At 73.3% G+C, this 12,520-nt stretch carries 11 protein-coding genes and 1 tRNA gene; 7 read left to right on the forward strand and 5 right to left on the reverse strand.

Annotation, left to right across the window (positions count from 1 at the left end; translation table 11 throughout):
* The first annotated feature begins 30 nt into the window (after nucleotides 1–30).
* From AB0L33_RS21615 to AB0L33_RS21635, 5 genes are read left to right on the forward strand one after another with little or no spacing between them, the layout of a single operon-like run.
* Nucleotides 31–1,557: a sugar ABC transporter ATP-binding protein gene (locus AB0L33_RS21615; RefSeq protein ID WP_365683778.1), complete on the forward strand. Its 1,527-nt coding sequence runs from the start codon at nucleotides 31–33 to the stop codon at nucleotides 1,555–1,557.
* Entirely contained in the window at nucleotides 1,554–2,588 is a 1,035-nt protein-coding gene (locus AB0L33_RS21620) for an ABC transporter permease (protein ID WP_365683780.1), read from the forward strand. The genes AB0L33_RS21615 and AB0L33_RS21620 overlap by 4 nt, the downstream gene beginning before the upstream one ends.
* A gap of 58 nt (nucleotides 2,589–2,646) precedes the next feature.
* A complete protein-coding gene (locus AB0L33_RS21625; protein WP_365683782.1) occupies nucleotides 2,647–3,687 on the forward strand; it encodes a substrate-binding domain-containing protein in 1,041 nt (346 codons plus the stop codon).
* A 50-nt stretch (nucleotides 3,688–3,737) separates the two neighbouring features.
* Complete coding sequence (locus AB0L33_RS21630; protein WP_365683784.1) at nucleotides 3,738–4,952, forward strand: Gfo/Idh/MocA family oxidoreductase; 1,215 nt, start codon at nucleotides 3,738–3,740, stop codon at nucleotides 4,950–4,952.
* A gap of 13 nt (nucleotides 4,953–4,965) precedes the next feature.
* On the forward strand, nucleotides 4,966–5,970 hold the full coding sequence (locus AB0L33_RS21635) for a sugar phosphate isomerase/epimerase family protein (protein ID WP_365683786.1): 1,005 nt from the start codon (nucleotides 4,966–4,968) through the stop codon (nucleotides 5,968–5,970).
* A gap of 13 nt (nucleotides 5,971–5,983) precedes the next feature.
* Here the strand turns inward: AB0L33_RS21635 and AB0L33_RS21640 are convergent, their stop codons facing one another.
* A complete protein-coding gene (locus AB0L33_RS21640) occupies nucleotides 5,984–7,288 on the reverse strand; it encodes a DUF2254 domain-containing protein (RefSeq protein WP_365683788.1) in 1,305 nt (434 codons plus the stop codon).
* A gap of 257 nt (nucleotides 7,289–7,545) precedes the next feature.
* Here AB0L33_RS21640 and AB0L33_RS21645 point away from each other — a divergent pair.
* Both AB0L33_RS21645 and AB0L33_RS21650 read left to right on the forward strand, forming a co-directional pair.
* Nucleotides 7,546–7,630, forward strand: a tRNA-Leu gene (locus tag AB0L33_RS21645).
* Nucleotides 7,631–7,740: 110 nt separating this feature from the next.
* Nucleotides 7,741–8,565, forward strand: coding sequence for an RNA methyltransferase (locus AB0L33_RS21650; RefSeq protein WP_365683961.1), 825 nt, complete (start codon nucleotides 7,741–7,743; stop codon nucleotides 8,563–8,565).
* A 7-nt stretch (nucleotides 8,566–8,572) separates the two neighbouring features.
* Here the strand turns inward: AB0L33_RS21650 and AB0L33_RS21655 are convergent, their stop codons facing one another.
* The 4 genes from AB0L33_RS21655 to AB0L33_RS21670 all read right to left on the reverse strand — a co-directional run bounded on the left by AB0L33_RS21655 (nucleotide 8,573) and on the right by AB0L33_RS21670 (nucleotide 12,494).
* Nucleotides 8,573–9,169 carry a class F sortase gene (locus AB0L33_RS21655; RefSeq protein ID WP_365683790.1) on the reverse strand — a complete coding sequence of 199 codons (597 nt, stop codon included), beginning with the start codon at nucleotides 9,167–9,169 and terminating at the stop codon, nucleotides 8,573–8,575.
* 88 nt (nucleotides 9,170–9,257) lie between these two features.
* Entirely contained in the window at nucleotides 9,258–9,611 is a 354-nt protein-coding gene (locus AB0L33_RS21660) for a sortase-dependent protein (protein WP_365683792.1), read from the reverse strand.
* A gap of 104 nt (nucleotides 9,612–9,715) precedes the next feature.
* Nucleotides 9,716–11,764, reverse strand: coding sequence for a HAMP domain-containing sensor histidine kinase (locus tag AB0L33_RS21665; protein ID WP_365683963.1), 2,049 nt, complete (start codon nucleotides 11,762–11,764; stop codon nucleotides 9,716–9,718).
* A 1-nt stretch (nucleotide 11,765) separates the two neighbouring features.
* Nucleotides 11,766–12,494: a response regulator transcription factor gene (locus AB0L33_RS21670; RefSeq protein ID WP_365683794.1), complete on the reverse strand. Its 729-nt coding sequence runs from the start codon at nucleotides 12,492–12,494 to the stop codon at nucleotides 11,766–11,768.
* Nucleotides 12,495–12,520 lie beyond the last annotated feature (26 nt).

Genomic DNA, 12,520 nt, shown 5'->3' on the forward strand with positions numbered 1-12,520 from the left:
CCCACACCTCGTCCGCCGAGGGGATTCGTCATGGCTCCGCAACCACCGCTGCTCACCATGTCCGGCATCACCAAGTCCTTCCCCGGTGTCCGCGCCCTCGACGGCGTCGACCTGGAGGTCCAGGCAGGCGAAGTGCACTGCCTCCTCGGCCAGAACGGGGCCGGGAAGTCCACCCTCATCAAGGTCCTCGCCGGCGCCCACCAGCCCGACGACGGCGAGATCACCTGGCGCGGCGCACCCGCCGAACTCAGGTCGCCGCTGGCCGCGATGCGCCTCGGCATCGCCACGATCTACCAGGAACTCGACCTGGTCCGGGGCCTGTCGGTCGCCGAGAACGTCTTCCTGGGCCACGAGTTCACCAGCGCCGGCTTCGTCGTCCGCTCCCGCCGCGCCCGCACCGAGGCCGCCGCCCTGCTGGCCCGGCTCGGGCACCCGGAGATCGACCCGGCCCGCCCGGTCGGTGAACTCTCCGCCGCCCAGCAGCAGATCGTGTCCATGGCCCGGGCCCTCTCGCACGACGTACGGCTCATCGTGATGGACGAGCCGTCCGCCGCACTCGACCCGGACGAGGTCGGCAACCTCTTCCGGGTCATCGCCTCGCTGACCGCCGAGGGCGTCGCCGTCGTCTACATCTCGCACCGCCTGGAGGAGATCCGCCGCATCGGCGACCGGGTGACGGTGCTCAAGGACGGCCGGGCCGTCGCCTCCGGGCTGCCCGCCGAGACCACCCCGACCCACGACATCGTGGCGCTGATGACGGGCCGCAAGGTGGAGTACGTCTTTCCGCCCCGCATCCCGCCGCCGGCCGGGCGGGCCGGGGCCGCGCCCGTACTCACCGTCGAAGGGCTCGCCAGGGAGGGGGAGTTCGCCCCGGTCGACCTGGAGGTGCGGCCCGGGGAGATCGTCGGCCTCGCCGGGCTCGTCGGGTCCGGGCGCTCCGAGATCCTGGAGACGGTCTACGGCGCCCGCCGGGCCACCGCGGGCCGGGTCACCGTCGACGGGAAGGCGCTGCGGCCGGGGAGCGTGCGCTCCGCCGTCGCCGCCGGCATCGGCCTTGCCCCCGAGGAGCGCAAGGCCCAGGCGCTGCTGATGCTCGAATCCGTCACCCGTAACGTCTCGCTGTCCACCATGTCCCGCTATTCCAGGGCCGGCTGGCTGGACCGCATCGCGGAGCGCAGGGCGGCGGGCGAGGCCACCCGGGCCCTGTCGCTGCACCCCGACAACCCGGACACCCCGGTCCGCAACCTCTCCGGCGGCAACCAGCAGAAGGCGGTCCTGGCCCGCTGGCTGCTGCGCGGCTGCCGGGTGCTGCTGCTGGACGAACCGACCCGCGGCGTGGACGTCGGCGCCCGGGCCGAGCTCTACGCCGTGATCCGCCGGCTGGCCGGTGAAGGGCTGGCCGTGCTGCTCGTCTCCAGCGAAGTGCCCGAAGTCCTGGGCCTCGCCGACCGGGTGCTCGTCCTGCGCGAGGGGCGTGTCGTGCACACCGCCGACGCCGCGGACCTGGACGAGCACCGCGTACTCGACCTCGTGATGGAAGGGAGCCCGACGTCATGACCCACCCCGTTCCCGCGGCGCGGCAGAGCGGGCCGGACCAGGGCCCCGCCCCCGTGACCCTGAAGAAGCCCGGACCCCCGCGCGCCCTCGGACTGCGCCTGGACCTGCACACCCTGTCCCTGCTCGGCATCCTCGCCGTACTGGTCGCCGTCGGCGGATTCACCGAACCCGACGCCTTCCTGGACACCGGGAACCTCCAACTCGTCCTGACGCAGGCGTCGGTGATCGGGGTCGTCACCGTCGGCGTGACCTTCGTCATCACCTCGGGCGGCATCGACCTCTCGGTCGGCGCCATGGTCGCCCTGGCCTCCGTCTGGGCCAGCACCGTCGCCACCCAGGAGTACGGGCTCGCGGGCATCCTGTTCACCGCCGTGCTCGTCGGCGTCGGCGCCGGACTGGTCAACGGGGTGCTCATCGCGTACGGGAGGGTGGTGCCGTTCATCGCGACGCTGGCGATGCTCGCATCGGCGCGCGGAGTCGCCCTCATGATCACCGACGGCAAGACCCAGATCGTCACCGTCGACGCGGTCCTGGACCTGGGCCTGCCCGACTCCTACGTCCTCGGCATTCCGCCGCTCGTCCTGATCTTCGCCGTGGTCACCGCCGCCGGCTGGCTGCTGCTGAACCGTACGACCTTCGGCCGCCGCACCGTCGCCATCGGCGGCAACGCCGAAGCGGCCCGGCTCGCCGGCATCGACGTCCGCAGGCAGCGGCTCTACCTCTATCTGCTGTCCGGGCTGTGCTGCGGCATCGCGGCCTTCATGCTGATCATCCTGTCCGGCTCCGGCCAGAACACCGCGGGCAACCTCTACGAACTCGACGCCATCGCCGCCGCGATCATCGGCGGCACCCTCCTCAGCGGCGGACGCGGCACCATCACCGGCTCCGTCCTCGGCGTCCTGATCTTCACCACGATCACCAACATCTTCGCGCTCAACAACCTGCAGAGCGACGTCCAGCAGATCGCCAAGGGCGCGATCATCGTCGCCGCCGTCCTCGTCCAGAGCCGCACGGCCCGCACCGAGACCTGAACCGCCCGGCCCGTTCGCCTCCCGCTCACCCACCCACCGGATGAAGGGTTCCACAGCCATGCCGCAAACCAGTCGCAGAGGGCTCCTGTTCGGCACCGCAGCCGTCTCCGCCGGCGCCCTCCTCACCGCCTGCACCAGCAACGAACCCAAGGAGAAGGACGCGCCCGCGCAGAGCGGGGCGCCCGCCGCCGACGACAAGCCGGGCAAGCCCGTCACCATCGGCTTCGCCGGACCCCAGGCCGACCACGGCTGGCTCAACGCCATCAACGAGAACGCCAGGTCCCGGGCGAAGAAGTACTCCGAGGTCACCCTGGAGACCACCGAGGGCTCCAACGACACCGCCGCCCAGATCGGCCAGGTCAAGACCCTCATCAACAAGAAGGTCGACGTCCTGGTCGTCCTGCCCGCCGACGGCAAGGCCCTCACCCAGGTCGGTCTGGAAGCCATGCGGGCGGGCATCCCCGTCATCAACCTCGACCGCATCTTCGCCTCGCCTCAGGCGTACCGCTGCTGGGTCGGCGGCGACAACTACGGCATGGGCCTCAACGCCGGTACGTACATCGGCGAACAGCTCAAGGACAAGAAGAACGCCAAGGTGGTCGAGCTCGCCGGGATCGACAACCTGGAGCTCACCAAGCAGCGCAGCAAGGGCTTCGCCGACGCGCTGAAGAACTACCCCAACATCGAACTGGTGGCCCGTCAGGCGGCGGACTTCACCGTGGAGTCGGGCCAGGCGAAGATGGCGCAGCTCCTCCAGGCACAGAAGAAGTTCGACGCCCTGTGGAACCACGACGACGACCAGGGCGTCGGCGCCCTCCGCGCGATCCAGCAGGCCGGGCGCGACGAGTTCCTGATGGTCGGCGGCGCCGGGGCCAAGTCCGCGATGGACGCCATCAAGGCCGGCAACAGCGTCCTGAAGGCCACCGTCCTCTACCCGCCGACCATGGCCGCCTCCGCCATCGACCTGGCCCGCGCCCTCGGCCAGTCCAAGGGGGTGTCCGGCCTCTCCGAACTGGAGATCCCCACCAGCCTCACCCTGTACTCCGCCGTCGTCACCAAGGACAACGTCGACCAGTACCTGCCGACGGGCTTCAACTGACCCGCCCGGCCACCGTACCCGCCGCACCACCGACGAGGAGGAAGCCCCGGATGGCCCAGAGGGATCAGACGCAGCAGCAGACGGCAGCGCCGCCGACGCTCGGGATCGGCATGGTCGGATACGCGTTCATGGGCGCCGCCCACTCCCAGGGGTGGCGCACCGCAGGACACGTCTTCGACCTGCCGATGCGGCCCGTCCTCGCCGCGGTCTGCGGGCGGGACCGCCACGCGGTCGAGGCCGCCGCCGGGCGGCACGGCTGGGCCGCCGCCGAGACCGACTGGCGCGCCCTGATCGCCCGCGACGACGTGCACCTGGTCGACATCTGCACCCCGGGCGACAGCCACGCGGAGATCGCCGTCGCCGCCCTGGAGGCCGGCAAGCACGTCCTCTGCGAGAAGCCGCTCGCCAACACCGTCGCCGAGGCGGAGGCCATGACGGCGGCGGCCGGGCGCGCCGCCGCCCGGGGCCGCTCCGCCTTCGTCGGCTTCAACTACCGCCGGGTGCCCGCCCTCGCCCACGCCCGCCGGCTCATCGTGGAGGGCCGCCTCGGCACCCTGCGCCACGTGCGGGCCGTCTACCTCCAGGACTGGCTGACCGACCCCGGTTCCCCGCTCACCTGGCGCCTCGACAAGGACCGCGCGGGCTCCGGCGCACTCGGTGACCTCGGGGCCCATGTCGTGGATCTCGCGCAGTACCTCGCGGGGGAACCGCTGGTCGCGGTGTCGGCGCTGACCGAGACCTTCGTACGCGAACGGCCCCGGCCCGCCGGACCGTCCGGGGGGCTCGGCGGCGGGGCGGCGGCCGGGGACACCGGCCCGGTCACCGTGGACGACGCCGCCGCCTTCACCGGCCGGCTCGCGTCCGGCGCCCTGGCGTCCTTCGAGGTGACCCGGATGGCGGCCGGCCGCAAGAACGCCCTGCGGCTGGAGATCAACGGGGAGCGCGGCTCGCTCGCCTTCGATCTGGAGCGCCTCAACGAACTTTCCTTCCACGACCACACCGAGTCCGCGGCCACCGCCGGATTCCGGCGCGTCCTCGTCACCGAGCCCGAGCACCCCTACCTGGAGGCGTGGTGGCCGCCGGGCCACACCCTCGGCTACGAGCACACCTTCGTCCACCAGGCCCGGGACGTGGTGTGCGCGATCGCCGGAGGAGGCGCCCCGGCCCTGCCGTCCTTCGCGGACGGCCTCCAGGTGCAGCGGGTGCTGGCCGCGGTGGAGGAGAGCGCCGCGAAGAACTCCGTCCTCACCCCCGTAACCCTCTAGGAGGCCCGACCCCATGCCCCGTCCCTTCACCCTCTTCACCGGCCAGTGGGCCGACCTCCCGCTGGAGGAGGTCTGCCGGTACGCCCGCGACTTCGGCTACGACGGCCTCGAACTCGCCTGCTGGGGCGACCACTTCGAGGTGGACAAGGCCCTCGCGGACCCGGCGTACCTGGACGGCCGCCGGGCGCTGCTCGACACGTACGGCCTGAAGTGCTGGGCGGTCTCCAACCACCTGGTGGGCCAGGCCGTCTGCGACCACCCCATCGACGAACGCCACCAGGGCATCCTGCCCGCCCGGATCTGGGGCGACGGCGAGCCGGAGGGGGTGCGCCGCCGGGCCGCCGCCGAGATGGCGGACACCGCGCGGGCCGCGGCCGCCTTCGGCGTGGACACCGTCATCGGCTTCACCGGCTCGTCCATCTGGCATCTGGTCGCGATGTTCCCGCCGGTCCCGCCGCACATGATCGAGCGCGGCTACGAGGACTTCGCGGAGCGCTGGAACCCGGTGCTGGACGTCTTCGACGCGGAGGGCGTCCGCTTCGCCCACGAGGTGCACCCCAGCGAGATCGCGTACGACTACTGGACCACGCACCGCGCGCTCGAAGCGGTGGACCGCCGCCCCGCCTTCGGCCTGAACTTCGACCCGAGCCACTTCGTCTGGCAGGACCTGGACCCGGTCGGCTTCCTCTACGACTTCCGGGACCGGATCTACCACGTGGACTGCAAGGAGGCCCGCAAACGCCTCGACGGGCGCAACGGCCGCCTCGGCTCCCATCTGCCCTGGGGCGACCCCCGCCGGGGCTGGGACTTCGTCTCCGCCGGCCACGGGGACGTGCCCTGGGAGGACGTCTTCCGGATGCTGCGGTCCATCGGCTACGAGGGCCCCGTCTCGGTGGAGTGGGAGGACGCCGGCATGGACCGGCTGGCGGGCGCACCGGAGGCGCTGGCGTCCCTGAAGCGATACGACTTCGACCCGCCGAGCGCGTCCTTCGACGCGGCGTTCGGCGGCAAGGAGTAGGGGGGCAGACCTCTCAGCCGATGCCCTGCCGGTCGGGCAGCAGCGAGAAATTCCGCTCGGCGGCGCCCGGCACCGCGTGCTCCACCGCCTGCACGAGGAGCGCGCGGTGCCGGACGAGCGGCCCACGCCGGTCCGGCCCGGCCAGCGGCATCAGGTCGTCGATCCCGGCGAGCAGCCGCCGCGTCACCTGCGGGGCGGGCACCGAGCACCGGCGCACCTCCTCGAAGGCGAGGTCCACCAGGTCCTCCCACGACGGCACCTCCTGCACCAGCCGGACCGCGCCGGAACGGTCCCGGTGGTGCACGGTGCCGAGCGGCAGCCGCACGGTGGCCGCCAGGAACTGCACGATCCGGTCCAGGCACTGCACCGCCGTCGTCGGGTCGTTCGTCGCGGCGGACAGCGCCCGCAGCGCGATGTCCGACAGCTGGCGCAGCCCGAATGCCAGGTCCTGGTGCAGGGTGCGCTCCACGCCCACCGAGACGGTGTAGCGCAGCGCGTTCCGGGACGGAGCCGCCCCGCCGTGCACGGCGAGCACCGGCGTCCCGGGCACCACGAAGTCCCCGAGCCGGGGGATCAGCCGGAGCACCACGCCCTGGCGCCGGGCGGCCCGGACCAGCCGGGCCACATTGACATCGCGGAGGACCCCGGCCCGCCCCTCGTACGGAATCTGCCCGGTCTGCCCGGGCAGCGGCTCCTCGCCCGGGCGTCCTGCGGGCATCCGGCCCAGCACCCGGAAGGTGTCCCGGGTGATGAGGTCGAGGACGGGCCCGATCTGCATCAGGCGCAGCGTGGAGCTCACGTACGCGATGAACAGCAGCAGGCTCAGCCCGACGAGCAGGGCGGTCAGCACGCTCTGCACGAACGGCAGCGAGGTGACCCGGCGCGGATCGGTCTCGCTCTCGTACGAGCTGAGGACCAGCAGCGAGAAGACGAACGTCGCGAGGAACACCGACAGGGTCAGCTTGCTGATCCGGCTCCGTACGAAGATCCGCACCACCCGGGGCGTGAGCTGGCCGCTCGCCATCTGCACCGCGACCAGCGAGATGCTGAAGACCACACCGATGAAGGTCATCATCGCCGAGCTGACCGTGACCACGATCTGCTTCGTGTCCTCGGCGACCTTCACCAGATCCTGGATGTCCTCGTACGCCTGCTCCTCGCGCAGGTACGTGACGATCCGCTCGTCCACCGCCGAGGCGGCGAACCACAGCACACAGGCGACCACGAGCGTCATGGCCGGGGCGAACCAGAACGTCTCGCGCAGATGCTCGCGCAGCGGCGACAGCGCGCGGGGAGGACGGGAGCCGCGATCACTCATGGTCGCGAACGTAACCCGCCCCGCCCGGCCGCCGGTGGAACCCGCCGCCGACCCTCCGGAGGTACGGTCCGTACGTGCGCGGCGACCGTCCGTACGCGACCGGCGGGAAGCGGTCGCGAAATGCCTCTCCACCGCGCCCGCACCGCACTGACCAGCGCAATGTCCACCGCCCGGCCACCGGATATGCAGGTGAGAGGCACCCCAAACCCCTGGTATTGTTTTCTTTGTCGCCGCGGGAAACCGGGGCGGATCACCTGGTCCGGGTGGCGGAATGGCAGACGCGCTAGCTTGAGGTGCTAGTGCCCTTTATCGGGCGTGGGGGTTCAAGTCCCCCCTCGGACACTCATCCAGTTCCCACGGTTCACCACGAACCGTGGGAATTTCTGGTTTCCGGGGCGGCCCCGCGCCGCCGCCGGAGGAGCCGATCACCCCTTGGAGGACCCCCGGTGGCTGTGCAGCGGATCACCACCCGCAACGCCCGCTTTCAGCAGTTCCAGACGCTGCTCACCAACCGGACCAAGCGCGGTCGCGCCCGCGAGTTCATCGTCCAGGGCGTCCGGCCGATCACCATGGCCGTCGAGCACGGCTGGACGATCCGCTCCCTCCTGTACGACGCGAGCCGCCCGCTCTCCCGCTGGGCGGAGGAGCTGGTGCGCGGCATCACCACGGAACGCATCGCCATGGCCCCCGACCTGCTCGCCGAGCTGAGCGAGAAGGCGGAGGGCGCCCCTGAGGTCCTGGCCGTGGTCGGAATGGAGCCGGACGACCTGTCCCGCCTCCGCGTCGACGAGGACTTCCTCGGCCTCGTCTTCGACCGCCCGACGCAGCCGGGCAACATCGGCAGCATCATCCGCTCCGCCGACGCCTTCGGCGCCCGCGGGCTCATCGTGACCGGGCACGCGGCCGACCCCTACGACCCGAAGGCGGTCCGCGCGACGACCGGCTCCTTCTTCGCCCTCCCCGTCGTCCGCACCCCCTCCCACCACGAGGTCGGCGCCTGGCTGGACGCGGAGCGCGACCGGGGCCGCCCCGTGGTCGTCGTCGGCACCGACGAGGACGGCGAGTGCGACGCCTCGGAATTCGACCTGACCCAGCCCGTCCTGCTCCTCATCGGCAACGAGACGGCGGGCCTCAGCAGCGCCTGGCGCGACCGCTGCGACCACGTCATCAGCATCCCGATGACGGGCTCGGCCAGCTCGCTCAACGCGTCGAACGCGGCGTCGATCGTGCTGTACGAGGCACGGCGGCAGCGGCTGGCGAAGCGCCGGGGCCAGTAGCGCCCGCCTACTTCCGCTTCGCGTACACGATCAGGTTGTCCACCGGGTGCCCGGCCGCGTCGAAGGCGCCGTCGCAGGTGATCAGGCGCAGGGCGCGTTCCGTGGTGCGGCCGTAGACACGGGCCGTCGGGAAGGCGTTCTTGCGCACCGTCTCGCGGGCGGTGACCTCGAAGCGGACGTCGTTGCCCCGGGCGTCCCGGACCACGATCTCCGCGCCCTCGGCGATCTTCTTCAGGTCGTGGAAGACGGCCCGGCCGAAGCGGGTGTCGTTGTGGCCGATCAGGACCGCGGCGCCCGGTTCGCCGGGGACGGCGCTGCCCGTGTACCAGCCGGTGGTCATGCCCCGGTCGGCCGGGGGCACCTCGACCGTGCGGTCCGGGTTGAGGCCGAGGCGCATGATGTCGCTGTCCACGCCCAGGGACGGGATGGAGACGTGGGCGGGCGGCTCGGCGGTGGCGGTGGCCTCGGGGGCGGGGGCCTCGTGGGCCGCCGCCGACGCGGGGGTTTTCGAGGGGCGCGGGGCGGGGTCGCCGGAGCAGCCGGTCAGGGCGGCGAGCGCGACGAGGGTCAGGGCCGCGGCGACGGGGAGGGTGGTGCGGGGCATGGGACAGGGCTCCAGGTCGTACGTACGGCAGTGGCGCCGCCCGGTTCGTAGGGGCGGCGCCACTGCGGCTCTTCCGGGGCGGTCGGGGTCAGCCGTCGCGGCGGGCGGTGCGGCGGCGCACGACGAACGTTCCCGCGCCGCCCAGCAGCAGCGCGGCGGCCGCCGAGCCCGCGAGGACGGTCGTTCCGCCGCCCGCACCGGCGGGCTGCTCACCGGCGGCGACGCCGCCGCGCGGCGCCTCGGACGGGACCGCCGAGGGCGGCTCCGTCGCTTCGGCTGACGGCACGGCGGAGGGTTCGGCCGACGGGGCCACGGTCGGCTCGGTGGGTGCGGGGGAGGGGGTGGCCGAGGAGTCGGCGAAGGCCGTGGTGGCCGGTACGCAGACCGCACCGGCCGCGACGGCGGCGAGGAGGGCGGTACGCAGGGTGGTGCGCAGGGGCATGGGCAGGGCTCCGTTCCGGATGGGCCTCAGGGGCGGCCACGGGGCGGGTGCGCACCGCGGCGCGAGGCATGCGGACAGGCTCGCGCCAAGTTGTGAGGAAGCTGTCAGATCGTTGTGTTCATCGCATCAGGGTCGTCGGCAGCACCGTCGGCCGGGTCGCCGTCGCCCGCCGGGAGGCGGAGCGTGAACACCGAGCCCTCGCCCGGGGTGCTCACCGCCGTCGCCGTACCCCCGTGCGCCTCCGCCAGCTTCCGCACGATCGCCAGCCCGAGCCCGCTGCCGCCCGTCCGCCGGGACCGGGACTTCTCGCCGCGCCAGAACCGGTCGAAGACGCGGGCCAGGTCTTCGGCGGGGATGCCGCTGCCCGTGTCGGCGACGTCCACGAGCACCGCGTCCCCGTCCTCGGAGCCGTACGCCCGCAGCGTCACCGCCCCGCCCGCCGGGGTGTGGCGCACCGCGTTCGACACCAGGTTCCCCACCGCCTGCCGCACCCGGACCGGGTCGGCCGTCAGCGGCGGCAGCGGGCGGTCCGGCGGCCGGACGCCCAGCGCGACGCCCGCCGCGTCGGCCCGGGCCTGGTGCGCGGCGGCGACCTGCCCCAACAGCTCGGCCACGTCCACCTCTTCGGGGTGCAGCCGCAGCGCCCCGGCGTCTGCCTGCGCCAGGTCCTGGAGGTCGTCGATGATGTGCTGGAGCTGGACCGCCTCCGTGTGCAGGAAGGCGATGAACTCCGGGTCCGGATCGGCCACCCCGTCCTGCGCCGCCTCCAGCCAGCCCCGGATGTTGCTCAGCGGGGTGCGCAGTTCGTGGGCGACGTCGCTGACCATGGCCTTGCGCTGCGCCTCCAGGCGGGCGCGGTGGGCGGACATGTCGTTGAACGTGGCCGCGAGGCGCCCGATCTCGTTGTCCGCTGCCACCACCACCGGCGCGCCGTCCTCCCCGTCACGCATCCGCTGGGCGGCCCCCGTCAGCGCCCGCAGCGGGCGTACGAGGCGGGCGCCGACGAGCACCGACGCGCCCACGGTCAGCGCCAGCACCAGGGCCGCCGCGCCCGCGATCCGCGCGGTGTTCGCCGGTGAGAGGTCGAAGCCGGGCACGGTCGCGCCGCCCGGATCGCCGATGAAGAGCAGGGCGGGCGAGGCCACGTACGAACTCAGCTGCTCCCGGCGGGCCGTGCCCACGCAGGAGGCGACGGCCCGGTCGTTCTCGCTGGTGGCCGCCGCCTGCTGGTCGCCGGGGCCCGGCACCGCGCTGGGCTCGGCGCTCGGCCCCTGGCGGGGGACCTCGGTCGGGACCGCGCTCGGTTCGGCGGTCGGCGGCAGCGTGGCCATCGGCGCGGCGGGCACCGGCACCGCCTCCGCCGGAACGGGTTCGGCCGCCTGACCCCAGGACAGCCCGAGGCTGAGGTGGACGCCGTCGCGGCCCTGGCGCTCCAGACAGGCGTCGGCCAGCTGGTTGAGCGCCTTCAGCGCCTTCCGCTCCGTGGCCGTCGGGGTGTCCAGCGCGTCCACGGCGCAGCCGGTGCCCCGGATGCGTTCCGGGTCGTTGCCGCCCACCACCTGGATCAGCGGACGGCCGCTCGCCCCGGCCACCACATCCGCGGCGATCCCGAAGTCGCCCAGGCAGGCCACGCCCCGGTCCGCGGTCCTCCGCAGCCGTGTCCGCTCCGCCGCGGGCAGCCGGAACGGCCCCACCGCCCGCGGGTCGACCCGGTCCGTGGTGGTGCCGCCCGCCGCCCCGGCGCCCGTCGACAGCGCGGTGTCCACGGACAGCGGATCGACCACCGCCGACGCCTGGGCCGGGAGCGCCGCCGCGCCCGGGGCCGCCGAGTCGGCCAGCGGGGCGCGGCCCTGGGTGGTCAGCGCGATCCGCCGCCCGGACTGCTCCGCCAGCTCCCGCACCGTGGCCCCGACACCGTCCCAGGTCGGATGGGCCGCCGCGTAACCGAGCAGCCGATGGTAGATCCGGGCGTCGGCGGCCAGATTCTGCCCCTGCTCCTGCCGGATCGCGCCCGAGGTCGTCTGCACGGCGAGCCAGGCGGTCGCCGCCACCGAGCAGGCCGCGACCAGCACGGAGACCGCAAGGAGTCGGGCGAACAGGCTCTTGCGCAGCGGCACGGGCCTCCGCGCACCGGCACCGGGGGAGCGGCGCACGCTACGAAGTCGCCGCACGGGCCGCCGCCTTCGCCGGATCCGTCAGCTTGTAGCCGACGCCGAAGACGGTGAGCAGCCGGACGGGCCTGCGCGGGGCCGGTTCGATCTTCTTGCGGAGGTTCATCACGTGCACATCGACGGTCCGGTCACTGATGTAGCGGTCGAAGCCGTGCAGTTCGCCCAGGAGCTGCTGCCGGGAGAACACCCGGTCCGGCTCGGCGGCGAGCGCGGCCAGGATGCGGAACTCGCCCGGGGTGCACTCCACCGGCCGCCCCTCCACCGACACCACGTGCCGGACCGGATCGACCACCAGCGCCCCCACCCGCAGCACCCCGGCATCCTCCGGCCCGCCGCCCGCGCCCCTCCGGCTGCGGCGCAGCAGCGTACGCACCCGGGCCATCAGCTCACGCGGGCTGTACGGCTTGGTCATGTAGTCGTCCGCGCCCAGATCGAGGCCCAGCAGCAGATCGTCCTCCGTGCTGCGGGCCGTGAGCATCAGCACCGGCAGCTCCCGGTGCTCCGCGCGCAGCACGCGCACGACGTCGAGGCCGTCGGCGCGGGGCATCATCACATCCAGGACCAGCAGATCGGGCTCCCGGTGCCGGACCGCGTCGAGCGCCGCGAGGCCGTCGGGCGCGACGGTCACCCGGTGCCCCTCGCGTTCGAGATAGCGGCGGAGGAGCTCGGCCTGATTCTCGTCGTCCTCGGCAACGACCACATGTGCGCACACGCGATCGATCGTAGACAGGCCCCAGG

This window comes from Streptomyces sp. NPDC052299, assembly GCF_040679335.1.
GTDB lineage: Bacteria > Actinomycetota > Actinomycetes > Streptomycetales > Streptomycetaceae > Streptomyces.

Excerpts from the sequence above, each read along its gene's own strand:
- AB0L33_RS21655 (WP_365683790.1), bottom strand. The coding sequence starts at position 9,169 with ATGCCCCGCACCACCCTCCCCGTCGCCGCGGCCCTGACCCTCGTCGCG.
- AB0L33_RS21615 (WP_365683778.1), top strand. The coding sequence starts at position 31 with ATGGCTCCGCAACCACCGCTGCTCACCATGTCCGGCATCACCAAGTCC.
- AB0L33_RS21620 (WP_365683780.1), top strand. The coding sequence starts at position 1,554 with ATGACCCACCCCGTTCCCGCGGCGCGGCAGAGCGGGCCGGACCAGGGC.
- AB0L33_RS21660 (WP_365683792.1), bottom strand. The coding sequence starts at position 9,611 with ATGCCCCTGCGCACCACCCTGCGTACCGCCCTCCTCGCCGCCGTCGCG.
- AB0L33_RS21635 (WP_365683786.1), top strand. The coding sequence starts at position 4,966 with ATGCCCCGTCCCTTCACCCTCTTCACCGGCCAGTGGGCCGACCTCCCG.
- AB0L33_RS21640 (WP_365683788.1), bottom strand. The coding sequence starts at position 7,288 with ATGAGTGATCGCGGCTCCCGTCCTCCCCGCGCGCTGTCGCCGCTGCGC.
- AB0L33_RS21625 (WP_365683782.1), top strand. The coding sequence starts at position 2,647 with ATGCCGCAAACCAGTCGCAGAGGGCTCCTGTTCGGCACCGCAGCCGTC.
- AB0L33_RS21630 (WP_365683784.1), top strand. The coding sequence starts at position 3,738 with ATGGCCCAGAGGGATCAGACGCAGCAGCAGACGGCAGCGCCGCCGACG.